General features: G+C 72.8%; 15 protein-coding genes. 10 read left to right on the forward strand and 5 right to left on the reverse strand.

Annotated elements, in window-relative coordinates; genetic code table 11:
* Window positions 1–2: 2 nt before the first annotated feature.
* Complete coding sequence (locus ACIOWN_RS05050) at window positions 3–1,202, forward strand: glutathionylspermidine synthase family protein (protein WP_362348352.1); 1,200 nt, start codon at window positions 3–5, stop codon at window positions 1,200–1,202.
* A gap of 12 nt (window positions 1,203–1,214) precedes the next feature.
* On the opposite strand, the gene ACIOWN_RS05055 is transcribed toward ACIOWN_RS05050, so the two are convergent.
* Both ACIOWN_RS05055 and ACIOWN_RS05060 read right to left on the reverse strand, forming a co-directional pair.
* The gene (locus ACIOWN_RS05055; RefSeq protein WP_362348350.1) at window positions 1,215–1,655 is read right to left on the reverse strand and encodes a hypothetical protein; all 441 of its coding nucleotides are present in this window, start codon (window positions 1,653–1,655) and stop codon (window positions 1,215–1,217) included.
* A 60-nt stretch (window positions 1,656–1,715) separates the two neighbouring features.
* Complete coding sequence (locus ACIOWN_RS05060; protein ID WP_401980466.1) at window positions 1,716–2,408, reverse strand: helix-turn-helix transcriptional regulator; 693 nt, start codon at window positions 2,406–2,408, stop codon at window positions 1,716–1,718.
* Between the two features lie 116 nt (window positions 2,409–2,524).
* On the opposite strand from ACIOWN_RS05060, the gene ACIOWN_RS05065 reads away from it, so the two are divergent.
* The 6 genes from ACIOWN_RS05065 (at window position 2,525) to egtD (ending at window position 8,258) form a co-directional block, all read left to right on the forward strand.
* Window positions 2,525–2,959 (forward strand): hypothetical protein, encoded by a 435-nt coding sequence (locus ACIOWN_RS05065; protein WP_362348346.1) that lies wholly within the window; start codon window positions 2,525–2,527, stop codon window positions 2,957–2,959.
* A gap of 20 nt (window positions 2,960–2,979) precedes the next feature.
* Complete coding sequence (locus ACIOWN_RS05070; protein WP_401980469.1) at window positions 2,980–3,477, forward strand: type II toxin-antitoxin system PemK/MazF family toxin; 498 nt, start codon at window positions 2,980–2,982, stop codon at window positions 3,475–3,477.
* 293 nt (window positions 3,478–3,770) lie between these two features.
* Complete coding sequence (egtA, locus tag ACIOWN_RS05075) at window positions 3,771–5,120, forward strand: ergothioneine biosynthesis glutamate--cysteine ligase EgtA (protein ID WP_362348342.1); 1,350 nt, start codon at window positions 3,771–3,773, stop codon at window positions 5,118–5,120.
* The gene (gene egtB / locus ACIOWN_RS05080; RefSeq protein ID WP_362348340.1) at window positions 5,117–6,508 is read left to right on the forward strand and encodes an ergothioneine biosynthesis protein EgtB; all 1,392 of its coding nucleotides are present in this window, start codon (window positions 5,117–5,119) and stop codon (window positions 6,506–6,508) included. The genes egtA and egtB overlap by 4 nt, the downstream gene beginning before the upstream one ends.
* A complete protein-coding gene (gene egtC, locus ACIOWN_RS05085) occupies window positions 6,508–7,299 on the forward strand; it encodes an ergothioneine biosynthesis protein EgtC (RefSeq protein WP_401980472.1) in 792 nt (263 codons plus the stop codon). Before egtB ends, egtC begins: the two co-directional genes overlap by 1 nt.
* On the forward strand, window positions 7,296–8,258 hold the full coding sequence (gene egtD, locus ACIOWN_RS05090) for an L-histidine N(alpha)-methyltransferase (RefSeq protein ID WP_362348336.1): 963 nt from the start codon (window positions 7,296–7,298) through the stop codon (window positions 8,256–8,258). The genes egtC and egtD overlap by 4 nt, the downstream gene beginning before the upstream one ends.
* A 53-nt stretch (window positions 8,259–8,311) precedes the next feature.
* On the opposite strand, the gene ACIOWN_RS05095 is transcribed toward egtD, so the two are convergent.
* Complete coding sequence (locus ACIOWN_RS05095; RefSeq protein ID WP_401980475.1) at window positions 8,312–9,559, reverse strand: extracellular solute-binding protein; 1,248 nt, start codon at window positions 9,557–9,559, stop codon at window positions 8,312–8,314.
* A 253-nt stretch (window positions 9,560–9,812) separates the two neighbouring features.
* On the opposite strand from ACIOWN_RS05095, the gene ACIOWN_RS05100 reads away from it, so the two are divergent.
* Window positions 9,813–10,025, forward strand: coding sequence for a dodecin (locus ACIOWN_RS05100; RefSeq protein WP_362348333.1), 213 nt, complete (start codon window positions 9,813–9,815; stop codon window positions 10,023–10,025).
* 27 nt (window positions 10,026–10,052) lie between these two features.
* Here ACIOWN_RS05100 and ACIOWN_RS05105 read toward each other — a convergent pair whose 3' ends face one another.
* Entirely contained in the window at window positions 10,053–10,544 is a 492-nt protein-coding gene (locus ACIOWN_RS05105) for a hypothetical protein (protein ID WP_362348331.1), read from the reverse strand.
* 97 nt (window positions 10,545–10,641) lie between these two features.
* Here ACIOWN_RS05105 and ACIOWN_RS05110 point away from each other — a divergent pair, with 97 nt between their 5' ends.
* Window positions 10,642–10,875 carry a hypothetical protein gene (locus ACIOWN_RS05110; protein WP_362348329.1) on the forward strand — a complete coding sequence of 78 codons (234 nt, stop codon included), beginning with the start codon at window positions 10,642–10,644 and terminating at the stop codon, window positions 10,873–10,875.
* 25 nt (window positions 10,876–10,900) lie between these two features.
* Here ACIOWN_RS05110 and ACIOWN_RS05115 read toward each other — a convergent pair whose 3' ends face one another.
* Window positions 10,901–11,194 carry a hypothetical protein gene (locus ACIOWN_RS05115; protein ID WP_362348327.1) on the reverse strand — a complete coding sequence of 98 codons (294 nt, stop codon included), beginning with the start codon at window positions 11,192–11,194 and terminating at the stop codon, window positions 10,901–10,903.
* Between the two features lie 298 nt (window positions 11,195–11,492).
* On the opposite strand from ACIOWN_RS05115, the gene ACIOWN_RS05120 reads away from it, so the two are divergent.
* Entirely contained in the window at window positions 11,493–12,092 is a 600-nt protein-coding gene (locus ACIOWN_RS05120; protein ID WP_362348325.1) for a DinB family protein, read from the forward strand.
* Window positions 12,093–12,096 lie beyond the last annotated feature (4 nt).

Genomic DNA, 12,096 nt, shown 5'->3' on the forward strand with positions numbered 1-12,096 from the left:
CCATGAGACGCGAACCCCGCACGCCGAGGCCCGGCTGGGAACGGACGGTGCTCCAGTCCGGCCTCCCGTTCCACACCGAAACCCTGCCGGACGGCAGCAGGTTGCCCTACTGGAACGAGAGCGCCGCCTACGTACTCACCTCGCGGGAGGTGGACCACCTGGAGGACGTCACCGAGGAACTGCACGCGATGTGCGTGGCGGCGGCCCGGCACGTCCTGGAGAAGGGCGACGTCGAACGCCTCGGCATCGACCCCCGCTGGACGAGACCGATGCTCGAAACCCTCGACAAGGAGTCGCCGAGCATCTACGGCCGGTTCGACTTCGCCTGGGACGGCACGGGCGACGTCAAGTTGTACGAGTACAACGGCGATGTCCCGGCGGCACTGCTCGAAGCCGCGGTGCTGCAGTGGCAGTGGCTCGAGGACGTGCACCCGGAGCACGACCAGTTCAACACGATCCACGAGCGTCTGGTGCGGACGTGGCGGAGCCTGGCTCCGCGGCTGGGCGGCCGGGTCCACTTCGCGCACTCCGCCGACGAACCCGACGAGGACGTCATCACGACGGCGTACCTGCGGGACACGGCCGTCGAGGCGGGTCTTCCCACGGTGGGCCTGACGATGGAGGACATCGGCTGGCACAGCGGGATCCGGCGCTTCGTGGACCTGAGCGACGTCCCCATCGAATCCTGTTTCAAGATGTACCCGTGGGACTGGGCGTTCGAAAGCCTCTACGCCCCGCAGCTGGAGGCCGAGCCCTGTTCGACGCGGTGGCTGGAGCCGATGTGGAAGGCACTGCTGTCCACGAAGGGGATCCTCGCGGTGCTGTGGGAGCTGTACCCCGGTCACCCGAACCTCCTGCCCTCCTACCTCGACGGGCCCCGCGACCTGGCCGAATGGGTCGCCAAGCCCCTGTGGGGCTGGGAGGGCGCCTCGATCAAGGTCCGTTCCGCCGAGCACCACTTCGACCAGGCGGGCTCGTTCGACGACGGGCCCTTCCTGTTCCAGGAGTTCCACCGGCCGCCGTCCTTCGACGGCAACCACATGGTGATCGGCTCATGGGTCGTCGGCGGCAGGTCGGCCGGCATCGGCATCCGCGAGTCCGACGAGATCGTCACCGACCGCCGGGCCCGTTTCGTTCCCCACCTCATCGACGCGCCGCGCTCCACTCCGGAGCAGGTCGCGCACTGGCTGCGGAACAGCTGACCGCGATCCCGGTCACGCCGCCAGCAGGCTGACGCCGAGCGCGATCAGGACCGCCACCTTCACGGCCTCCAGGGCCACGTAGGCGAGGTGGCCGCGCGAGCGGGGCCGGTCCTCACCGGCCTCCTCACCGGCCAGCACCATGTCGGACCTGCGGTTGAGGCGCGGACGTACGAAGGCCAACTGGGCGAGCAGCAGCACGGCGACGGCCGCGGTCAGCCCGGCGACCCGGGTCGGCGGCCCGCCCGCGGCGACCGCGACGATCACCACGGCGGCCAGGGCGGTCTCGGCGAGGTTCAGCGCCCGGAAGACCAACCGTCCGATGCCCAGCCCGATCGGGATGGTCACTCCGGGCGCGCGGAACTTCAGCGGTGCCTCCAGGAACGAGATGGCCAGCACCATGCCGAGCCAGACGAACGTGACCGCGCTCGCGACGGCGGCCGCCGTGGTGTTCATCGTCGTGTCACCTTTCCCAAGTACGTGCGGCGTGTGCGGGAGACACCGGGTCCCGTCACGTCACTCACCCGGCGCCGTCACCGGCGCACCCGCCGGGTGGGCGGCCAGGTGGGCCAGGCAGGAGTCGGGTTCCACGAACGGTTCCAGTCCGGTCGCGACCAGCGGTGCCCGCAGTTCGGCCAACGCGCCCTGCATCAGGCCCAGATGGACAGGGCACACCAACTGACCCTGTTCCTCGGCCAGTTCGAGGAAGGGGCAGTGGCGCAGCCGGATCCGTTCCGGCGGCTTGCCGGCGCCGCCGCCCTCGGACTCCGGGGCGAAGCCGAGGTCGTCGAGGAGGGCGACGAGCCGGGCCGCGGCGCGCTCGGCCGTGGGGGGCGGCGAGGGCGGCAGCGGGTCGACCAGGAAACCGCCCCAGGCGCGGCCCGCCTCCGTCGCGGCCTCCCGCGCCCCGGGGCCCTGGGACGCCAGTTGCCCGAGCAGGATCCGCGCCAGCAGCCGGTAGCCGCGTGTGCCCCGGCGGTCCATGCCGGGCCGGGGGGCGTAGACGGTACGGGGCCGGCCGGGCCCCGAGGGCTCCTCGACCTGGCGTACGACGACTCCCTCGGCCACCAGGGCGTCGAGGTGGAAGCGCACGGTGTTGGGGTGCAGCCCGATCCGCCCGGCGGCCTCCGCGACCCCCAGCGGCCCGGCCGCGGCCCGCAGCACGTCCAGCACCTCGCGTCGGCGGGGGCTCTCCCGTGGGGTGGTCACGTCCACTCAGCTCTCTTCACCCGAAGCTCCGCGGCGGAAGCAATTTTCACGAATACTACATGTAATAATCGTGGGCCCGGGACACCGCCCCGGCGGACCGAGATGAGGGGTGCACGATGACATCGCCTTCCGAGCGCGGCACCGGGCCGGCCGGCCACGCGGCGCCGGAGCCGGAACAGGAACCGGAACCGCGGGTCCTGTGCGACGCCCGGGCACTGGCCGCCACCCCTCCGGTACCGGGAGGCGTGCTGTGGAAGCTGGACGAGTCCGGACGCCAGCTCGACGCGAACGTCGTACGACTGGCACCCGGCACGCGCGTGGCGCCGCACCGCGAACGGGACCTGGACGTCCTGCTGTTCGTCGTCGCGGGCAGCGGTGTCCTCGGCGCCGGCACCGGTGACGAGCCGCGGCGACTGGCCGAGGGCGCGGCGGTCTGGCTGCCGCACGGCTCCACGCGCAGCCTCACCGCGGGCCCGGACGGACTGGCCTGCCTGACCGTCCACCGGCGCCGCCCCGGTATGCGGATCCGCCCCCATGGTGAGGCTTCGTGATCACGCTCTAGGGTTCCCCCGTGACTGCCTTCACCGATGAGACCGATGAGAACACGCCCGGCCGTTACGGCCCCACCGCCACCACCGAGGCCGACCCGCGCGAGGTCGGCCGGGTGCGCACCGAATACGCGCCCGCGCACGACGGCGACCCGGACCCCGGGGAGATCGTCTGGACCTGGGTGCCCTTCGAGGAGAACGACGGCCGGGGAAAGGACCGGCCGGTGCTGGTGGTGGCCCGGGAGGCCGCCGGGACCCTCCTGGCCGTGCAGCTGACCAGCACGGCGCACGACGGCGCGGCAAGGGGCGCGGCGCAGCCGCTCCAGGGGAGCCGGGGCTTGCCCCGGTGGGTGGCCATCGGCAGCGGCCCCTGGGACCGGTCGGGACGGGACTCGTGGGTGGACGTCGACCGGGTGCTGCGGCTGCACGAGGACGGCATGCGCCGCGAGGCGTGCGCGCTGGACCGGATGCGGTTCGGCCTCGTGGTGCACCGCCTTCAGGAGCGCTACGGCTGGAGCTGACGCCGGGCCGCGCCCCACGGCGCGCACATCACCCGGTCGGAGTAGCACCGGACACGGGGCGCGGAGCGCGCGCGGGACTCCCGTGAGGGCGGCGGACCCCCGCGGAGGCCGAGGCCCCGGCACCGCGAGTGAGCGTCGGAAATATCGCGCACACGGAGATTCGGCGCCACGATTGTCGCGATTTGCACCCTTGTGCGAATCGGTCGGAGGGTTTTGGCTGGGACGGTGCGGCCCCGGCCCGGCCCTCCGACCGCCGGGCCGGTGGCATGGTGGAATCTCAGGAGGATCCCGACATGTCCGATGCGCAACCCACCTCGGCGTACGGCGGTACGGAGTTCCGTACCGCCGTCTCCGAAGCCGAGGCCGAGGCTCTGGTCAGCGGCATCTGCTTCAAGACCGGACCGCCCCGCACCCTCGGGGTCGAAGTGGAATGGCTCGTCCACGAGCTGCGCTCGCCGCGGCTCCCCGTGACACCCGAACGTCTCGAAGCGGCCTACGCCGCGCTGCGGACCATGCCCCTGAGGTCGGCGTTCACCGTCGAACCCGGCGGCCAGCTGGAACTGAGCTCGCCGCCCGCCGCCTCCCTGATGGAGTGCATCGGTACCGTATCCGCCGACCTCGACACCGTCCGCGCCGTACTGGCCGGGCACGGACTCCGTCTCGTCGGTGTCGGCCACGATCCCTGGCACACCCCCCGCAGATTCCTGCGCGAGCGGCGCTACGACGCCCTGGAGGCCTGCCTGGACCGCGGCGGTCCGGCCGGCCGGCACATGATGTGCGCCTCGGCGTCCGTGCAGGTCTGCGTGGACGCCGGCCACGAGGAGCCCGGACCGCTCGGCCACGGGCGCCGCTGGTGGCTGGCGCACCATCTGGGCGCGGTGCTGGTGGCCGCGTTCGCCCACTCCCCGCTGGTGGCGCGGCGGCCCACCGGCTGGCGCTCCACCCGGCAGCTCGTCTGGATGGAGATCGGCCCCGGCCGGGCCGGCGCCCCGGCGCTGAACGGCAGTCCCCGCGCCGCCTGGGCCCGCCATGTGCTGGACGCGCCGGTGATGTGCGTACGGCACGAGGACCGGCCGTGGGAGGTGCCCGACGGGCTCACCTTCCGCGAGTGGATCGGATCGCGCCGGCCGAGGCCGCCGACCAGGGAGGACCTCGACTACCACCTCACCACGCTGTTCCCGCCGGTACGGCCGCGCGGGCACCTGGAACTGCGCATGATCGACGCGCAGCCCGGCGACGACGGGTGGATCGTGCCGCTGGCGGTCACCGCGGCGCTCTTCGACGACCCGGAGGCGGCGGAGACCGTCTACCGGGTGGTGAAACCGCTGGCCGAGCGGTCCGGGCCGCTGCCCGCGCCGCACAATCCGCTGTGGGCCGAGGCGGCACGCTCCGGGCTCGCCGACCCCGATCTGCGCGAGGCGGCCGTCGCCTGCTTCGCCGCCGCCCTGGGGGCCCTGCCCCGGCTCGGCGCCACCACCGAGGTCACGGACGCCGTCGCGGCGTTCCAGGAACGCTACGTACGCCGGGGCCGCTGCCCCGCCGACGACCTGCTGGACCGGCTGCGCGGCGCGGAGCCGCCCCGGCCCGGCCTCCCCACCGCCCGGGCGACCCCCACCGCCCACGGGAAGGACATCGCGCCATGACCGATCCCGCCCGCGACGCCGGGACACCCGACACAGAGACCTTCGACACCGAGACGTTCGGTCCGCAGACGTCCGGTCCGCGGACGTTCGACGCGGAGACGCTGCGCGAGCGCGCGCTGCGCTCGCTCAGCACGGCCCGTGACCGCACCACGCTGCTGACGAGCTGCGTGGAGGAGCCCGACCTCACCGCCCAGCACTCGCCGCTGATGTCCCCGCTGGTGTGGGACCTCGCCCACATCGGCAACCAGGAGGAGCTGTGGCTGCTGCGGGCGGTCGGCGGCCACGAGGCGATGCGCCCCGAGATCGACAGCCTCTACGACGCCTTCGAGCACCCGCGCGCCGAACGCCCCTCGCTGCCCCTGATGGCTCCCGACGAGGCCCGGGACTACGCGTCCGAGGTGCGCGGCCGGGTGCTGGACGTACTGGAGTCCACCGCGTTCCACGGCACCCGGCTGACCGAGGCCGGCTTCGCCTTCGGCATGATCGCGCAGCACGAGCAGCAGCACGACGAGACCATGCTGATCACCCACCAGCTCCGCCGGGGCCCGCAGGCCCTCACCGCGCCGGACCCGGAGCCGGCCCCGCCGTTCACGGGTCCGCCCGAAGTCCTCGTCCCCGGCGGCCCGTTCACCATGGGCACCTCCACCGAACCGTGGGCACTGGACAACGAGCGGCCCGCGCACGTGCGCGAGGTGCCGCCGTTCTGGATCGACACCACCCCGGTGACCAACGCCGCCTACCAGACCTTCGTCGAGGACGGCGGCTACAGCGAACCCCGCTGGTGGGCGCCGGAGGGCTGGGCCCACATACGGCAGCACGGCGTCGACGCGCCGCTGTACTGGCGGCGTGAGGGCGGGCAGTGGCTGCGGCGCCGTTTCGGTGTCACCGAGCCCGTACCGCCCGACGAGCCGGTGCTGCACGTGTGCTGGTACGAGGCCGACGCCTACGCCCGCTGGGCCGGACGCCGGCTGCCCACCGAGGCCGAGTGGGAGAAGGCGGCGCGCCACGACCCGGTGACCGGGCGCTCGACGCGCTACCCGTGGGGCGACGCCGACCCGGCGCCGGAGCACGCCAACCTCGGCCAGCGGCATCTGCGCCCGGCGCCGGCCGGCAGCTATCCGGGCGGGGAATCACCGCTCGGTGTACGGCAGTTGATCGGGGACGTGTGGGAATGGACGGCGAGCGACCTCCACCCCTACCCGGGCTTCACCTCGTTCCCGTACAAGGAGTACTCGGAGGTGTTCTTCGGGCCGGAGTACAAGGTGCTGCGCGGCGGTTCGTTCGCCGTGGACCCGGTGGCCTGCCGGGGCACGTTCCGCAACTGGGACTACCCGATCCGGCGGCAGATCTTCTCCGGCTTCCGCACGGCCCGTTCGGAGCGTGGCTGATGTGCCGTCATCTGGCGTACCTGGGACCCGAGGAGCCGCTCGGCCGGTACCTCGTGGAGCCGTCGCACAGCCTGTACCGGCAGGCGTGGGCGCCCCGCAACCAGCGGTACGGGACGGTCAACGCCGATGGTTTCGGGGTGGGTTGGTACGCGGAGGGCGACCCGGTGCCGGCCCGCTACCGCCGCGCCGGGCCCGTCTGGGCCGACCTGTCCTTCGCCGACCTTGCCCGGGTCGTACGCACCTCGGCGCTGCTGGCCGCTGTGCGGGACGCGACCCTCTCGGGCGCGGACGCGGAGGCCGCGGCGGCGCCGTTCACCGCGGGCACCTGGCTGTTCAGCCACAACGGCGCCGTGACCGGCTGGCCCGACTCGCTCGCCGCGGTGTCCCGGTCCCTGCCGCCGCGGGACCTGCTGGCGCTGGAGGCCCGCACCGACTCGGCGCTCGTGTGGGCGCTGGTGCTGGCCCGGCTGCGCGGCGGCGACGAGGAGGGGCAGGCACTCGCCGACACCGTCCTGGAGGTCGCCGCGGCGGCCCCGGGCTCGCGGCTCAACCTGCTGCTCACCAACGGCGAGACGATCACCGCGACGGCCTGGGGCGACAGCCTGTGGTACCTGGCCGAGCCCGGCCGCCGCACGGTGGTGGCCTCCGAGCCTTACGACGACGACCCGCACTGGCGTCAGGTGCCCGACCGCGCCCTGCTCGCGGCCAGCCGCACGGACGTCCTGCTCACCCCGCTCAAGAACCCCACCGAGGACCTGGCACCCGCACGATCCGAGGAGCCCCGCACGTGAGTGAGTTCCACGTCACCCGCACCCTGCCCGAGGACGCCATGGCCGCCGCACTGCGCGCCGACGTCCTGAACGGCCTGACCTCCGACCCCAAGACACTGCCGCCGAAGTGGTTCTACGACGCCCACGGCAGCGAGCTGTTCGAGCGGATCACCGAACTGCCGGAGTACTACCCGACCCGCGCCGAGCGGGAGATCCTCGCCGGCCGCGCCGCCGAGATCGCCGCCGCGCTGCCCGCCCAAACCCTCGTCGAACTGGGCTCCGGCTCCTCGGAGAAGACGCGCCTCCTGCTCGACGCGCTGCCCCGGCTGCACACCTACGTCCCCGTCGACGTCAGCGGCTCCGCGCTGGAACAGGCCGGACGGGCCCTGGCCACCGAGCGGCCCGGGCTGAACGTGCACGCGCTGATCGCCGACTTCACCGCGGGACTGACCCTGCCCCCCTCCCCCGGCCCGCGGCTGGTGGCGTTCCTCGGCGGCACGATCGGGAACCTGCTGCCCGGCGAACGCGCTGAGTTCCTGGCCGCGGTGCGCGCCCTGCTCTCCCCCGGCGACGCGCTGCTGCTCGGCACCGACCTGGTCAAGGCCGAGGACGTACTGGTCAGGGCGTACGACGACGCGGCCGGGGTGACGGCCGCGTTCAACAAGAACGTCCTGAACGTGGTCAACCGCGAACTGGGCGCCGACTTCGAGCCGGACGCCTTCGGCCATGTGGCCCTCTGGGACCCGGCGAACGAGTGGATCGAGATGCGGCTGCGCTCCCTCTTGGAACAGACGGTGAAGGTCCCCGCGCTCGACCTCGCCGTCCACTTCGCGGCGGGCGAGGAACTGCGCACCGAGGTCTCGGCGAAGTTCCGCGAGAACCGGGTGGGCGCGGAACTGGCGGCGGCAGGACTTCAGCTGGAGAGGTGGTGGACCGACGGGGAGGAACGCTTCGCGCTGTCGCTGAGTGTGGTGGCGTGACGGCGGTGGGCCCTCCGGGCCGTTGCCCGGAGGGCCCAGCGAGCCGTGGGCGGCTAGCCCAGCTGCACGGTGATCCGCTGTGAGGCCTGGCGGGCCTCCTTCGACGGGTCGCCGCCGGAGAGGACCTTCGTCATGTAGTCCTTGATCGGGTTGTCGGCCTCGACCGTGGCCCAGTCGGGCGTGTTGGGGGTCGCCCGGCCGTGTGCGGCGCCCGCCGCCATGGCCGCGACCCCCTCCTCCCCCGCGACGGCGGAGGCGAGCTTCGGCTTGTTGGGGACGTAGTTCATGGTGCGGGCCAGTTCGGTGTCCCACTTGGCGCCGGTGAGGGCCGCGACGACGGCGACGGCGCCGTCCCGGTCGGTGGTGTTCCGGGGCACGACGAGGTCGGAGCCTCCGGTGAACACCGTGCCCGGCCGGGCTGCGGTCTTGCCCGGCACGGGGAAGAAGCCCAACTTGTCCTTGAGGGCGGGGTTCTTCTCCACGATGGTCTGGGCGAGTCCGGGCACCGCCACGATCTGTGCCACCTTCCCCTCGGCGAACACCTCCGCCTGGGGCGGGTGTTCCTCGTCGGCGTCGACCGGGCCCCGGCCGAGCGACTGGAGTTGGCGGTAGAACTCCATGCCGCGCAGCGCGGCCTCACTGTCAAGGTCGCCCTTCCACCCGCCGTCGGTCTCCTTGGCGAGGTCGCCGCCCTCGTCCCAGATGAACCCGGAGAGCGTGTACCAGTCCTGTCCGGCGAGGTAGATCCCCTGGTTGCCGCCGGAGTCGAGCTTCTCGCCCGCGGCGAGCCACTCGGCCCTGGTGCGGGGCGGTCCGGTGACGCCGGCCTGCTCGAACAGGTCCTTGCGGTAGATGACGACCCGGTTGGCCGCGTACCAGGGGATGCCGTACTGGGAGGAGTTGTCCAGCCCGGGCTCGGCCAGGCCGGGCAGCCAGTCCTCCATGTCCCAGTCCCGCATCGACTCCAGCGTCAGATTGGTCAGCCTGCCGCCCTTGGCGTACTGCGCGACCTGGGTGTTGCCCACCTCGATGACGTCGGGGCCGTCCCCGGCGCGGTCCGTGAGCGCGGCCTGCACCTTCGGGCCGATGCCGGTCCACTCCTGGATGCGGATGTCGAGCCGCAGGTCGCCGTGGGTGCGCTCGAAGTCCTCGGTGAAGCGGTCCAGGAATTCCTGGGACGCGCTGCCCTTCATCATCCACACGGTGACGGTCTGCCGCCCGCCGCCGCCCTGCGACAGCACACCGCAGGAGGAGACCAGGAAGGAGGACGCGCACAGCAGAGCGACGAGGCGAGGTCTCACGAGGGGTCCTGTTCTGTCCGAGGCACAGGGAAGGGGCCCGACGTGGGGGGACGAGCGGGGGCTCGCACGGGTGGGTGAGATTTTGGTATGGACCAATGCCCGGGTCAAGCGATGTCCGGCTTGTCGCACTTCTTCGCCTCGCGCCCCACCCGGGCATACGGCACGGTGGAGTGACCCGCGCCACACGTGCACCCGGAGGCCGTGACGCCCCCGGCCCGCGTCACCGGCGCCGCCCGCCGAGAGGAGCCACCTCATGACCGACCACACGTACCGGGTCACGGAGATCGTCGGCAGCTCGCACGAAGGCGTCGACCAGGCCATCCGCAACGCCATCACCCGCGCCTCGCAGACCCTGCGCCATCTGGACTGGTTCGAGGTGACCCAGGTCAGGGGCCAGATCGAGGACGGGCGGATCGAGCACTACCAGGTCGGCCTGAAGGTCGGCTTCCGGCTGGAGGGCGACTGACGCACCCGCGCCCGTCACCCTCGTACGTCAGGTACGTCCCTCGGTCTCCTGCGCGGTCCTCAACTCGGCGGACGGCGCGGCCCAGCGGGCGCGCAGGACCCGGAACCCCGCCTGCTCGGCATCCGCGCACACCAGCTCGTCGTCGTCCACCAGGACGCGGATCTCCCGGCCGCGGGCGAGCCTTCGCAGGATCTCCAGCTTGGTGCGGCGGGCCGGCCTGCGGTCGCTGTCGCGCCGCATGTGCACGCGGCCCTCGGGCAGCCCGTGGGCGGCCAGCCAGTCCAGGGTGTCGCGGCGGCAGCGCTCCGGCCGCCCGGTGAGGTACACGATCTCGCACTCCTGCGCGCTCCGGCGGGCCAGCTCCACGCCCTCTCCGATCGGCGGATCCTCGGGCGCGGCCGCGAAAAAGCCGTCCCAGTCGCGCGGGCGGCGCTGGAGGAAGCGCTGCCGGTGCGCGGTGTCGGCGAGGGTGTTGTCCAGGTCGAACACGGCGAGCGGCCGTCTGCTGCTGTCCGTCACCCCGCCAGCGTAGTCCCGCCCCCCTCGGCGGCCCGGGCACGCCGTGGACCGTAGCCGTCCGGATGCGGGCCGCCCGGCCGCATCCCATGCTGGGTACATGCCCGGAGCACTGCCTGTGATCGTGCACCCGCCCTCCCCGACGGGCGGGCGGCGCGTCCGTGTGAACGGCGAGATCCTGGGGCTGGCCTACAGCGTCGCCGACGTCGCCGAGTTCCTGCGCCGCGCGGGGCTCGACGTCGACCCCGTGGAGGTCTCGGTCTCCCCGCTGATCGACTGGCGCGGGGGCGGCCCGGAGTACTGGGGCCCCGAGCCCGACGACACGCGCGGCTGAGCGTCGGGGCCGCGTTCGGCGCGCTTCAGGTCGTTTCCGTCACGCGCGTCTTCTGGATGGTGACTCCGCCGCCCGCGCCGACGGCGGCCACCACGGCCTGGTGCAGTTCCCGGCTGTGCCGCTCGGTGCGGCAGGGCACGGGGCTTCCGGTGAGGGTGAACCATTCGGAGGTACCGGTGTACCCGACCGTCACGTCGGCCTCGTTGCCGTCCCATGTGGTGTGGACGGTCAGGTTGCCGGTGACGACCCCGGCCTCGTCCGTTCGTACGCCGCCCCGGCCGGTGAAGACCCCGGGGGTGGTCCAAGATGCCCAGGCCATGCCGTCAACCTTCTTCCCTGCTCCTGCGCTCGGGTCCCGCGCACTTCCCACGGTCACCCGGCAGCCCCCCGTCTGTCATGGGGCCACATGGCCTCACCGCACGCCGTCGGCCCCATGGGCGGCGCTCGGCACGGGACCGGATCGCGACCGGCCGGTCACCGCCTCGATCACGGCAGCTGTCCGGTCGCTCATGCCTCACCTGCCTCGGACCCGTACCTTCAGCTTGTCTTCCACATCCGCCCCACGCACCTGGGCACGGACGGGCCCGTTGTCAGTGCCGTGCGGCAGACTGCCCGGCATGATCGAAGCAGACCCGAAGGCGACACTTCTCCGCTATCTGCAAGACGCCCGTGACGCCCTGCTCTGGAAGCTCGAAGGGCTCTCGGAATATGACGTACGCCGCCCTCTGACCCCCACCGGCACCAACCTGTTGGGGCTGGTCAAGCACACCGCGGGCGTGGAACTCGGCTACTTCGGCGACACGTTCGGCCGGCCGTTCTTCAGGGGGGATCCGCCGCCCTGGTGGTACACGGAGGACGCCGAGCCCAACGCGGACATGTGGGCCGCCGCGGACGAGTCGCGCGAGGAGATCACCGGGCTCTACCGGCAGGCCTGGGAGCATGCGGACGGGACGATCACGCAGCTGCCGCTCGACGCGACTGGTCGGGTCCCGTGGTGGCCGGAGGAACGGCGAGAGGTGACCCTCCACCACGTCCTGGTCCGCGTGCTGTCCGACACCCAGCGGCACGCCGGCCACGCCGACATCGTCCGGGAACTCATCGACGGGACCGTAGGCCTGTCACGGGGCGCCGGCAACATCCCTCCGGGCGATCGCGCCCGGTGGGAGAACCACCGGCGCCGACTGGAGCGCACCGCACGGGAGGCGGGCGAGGACTGAGAGG

Origin of the sequence: Streptomyces sp. NPDC087787 (assembly GCF_044743035.1) — a bacterium.
GTDB lineage: Bacteria > Actinomycetota > Actinomycetes > Streptomycetales > Streptomycetaceae > Streptomyces.

Coding starts and splice junctions, on each gene's coding strand:
- ACIOWN_RS05050 (WP_362348352.1), top strand. CDS start 3: ATGAGACGCGAACCCCGCACGCCGAGGCCCGGCTGGGAACGGACGGTG.
- ACIOWN_RS05065 (WP_362348346.1), top strand. CDS start 2,525: ATGACATCGCCTTCCGAGCGCGGCACCGGGCCGGCCGGCCACGCGGCG.
- ACIOWN_RS05055 (WP_362348350.1), bottom strand. CDS start 1,655: ATGAACACCACGGCGGCCGCCGTCGCGAGCGCGGTCACGTTCGTCTGG.
- ACIOWN_RS05115 (WP_362348327.1), bottom strand. CDS start 11,194: ATGGCCTGGGCATCTTGGACCACCCCCGGGGTCTTCACCGGCCGGGGC.
- egtB (WP_362348340.1), top strand. CDS start 5,117: ATGACCGATCCCGCCCGCGACGCCGGGACACCCGACACAGAGACCTTC.
- ACIOWN_RS05120 (WP_362348325.1), top strand. CDS start 11,493: ATGATCGAAGCAGACCCGAAGGCGACACTTCTCCGCTATCTGCAAGAC.
- ACIOWN_RS05100 (WP_362348333.1), top strand. CDS start 9,813: ATGACCGACCACACGTACCGGGTCACGGAGATCGTCGGCAGCTCGCAC.
- ACIOWN_RS05110 (WP_362348329.1), top strand. CDS start 10,642: ATGCCCGGAGCACTGCCTGTGATCGTGCACCCGCCCTCCCCGACGGGC.
- egtA (WP_362348342.1), top strand. CDS start 3,771: ATGTCCGATGCGCAACCCACCTCGGCGTACGGCGGTACGGAGTTCCGT.
- egtC (WP_401980472.1), top strand. CDS start 6,508: ATGTGCCGTCATCTGGCGTACCTGGGACCCGAGGAGCCGCTCGGCCGG.